The organism is Bradyrhizobium sp. LeoA1Lang (assembly GCF_055413685.1).
Window position 1 is genome coordinate 1 of record NZ_JBVAPG010000711.1, and the last position, 244, is coordinate 244.

The 244-nt window shown below is 59.0% G+C and carries 1 pseudogene; it reads left to right on the forward strand.

The annotated features are described in order from the left end of the window. Positions 1–244 (forward strand): annotated as a pseudogene (locus tag ACZYOF_RS45050) (tyrosine-type recombinase/integrase); the annotation flags it as partial.

Sequence of the window (244 nt, forward strand, 5' to 3'; positions counted from 1 at the left end):
TGATGACCTGACATTCGAACGAAGTCTGGCGTTCCTGAGGCACCTGGAGCAAGAGCGCGGTAACTCGGTGCGTACTCGCAATCAACGGCGGGCAGCACTGAACACCTTCTTTGCCTACCTCGCGGTGCGTGCACCCGAGATGCTGGCGGTCTGTCAGCAGGTCGCGGCGATCCCCGTCAAGCGCACATCATTGCCCGATACACATTTCCTCGAGCGAGAGGAGGTAACGGCATTGTTTCGTTCG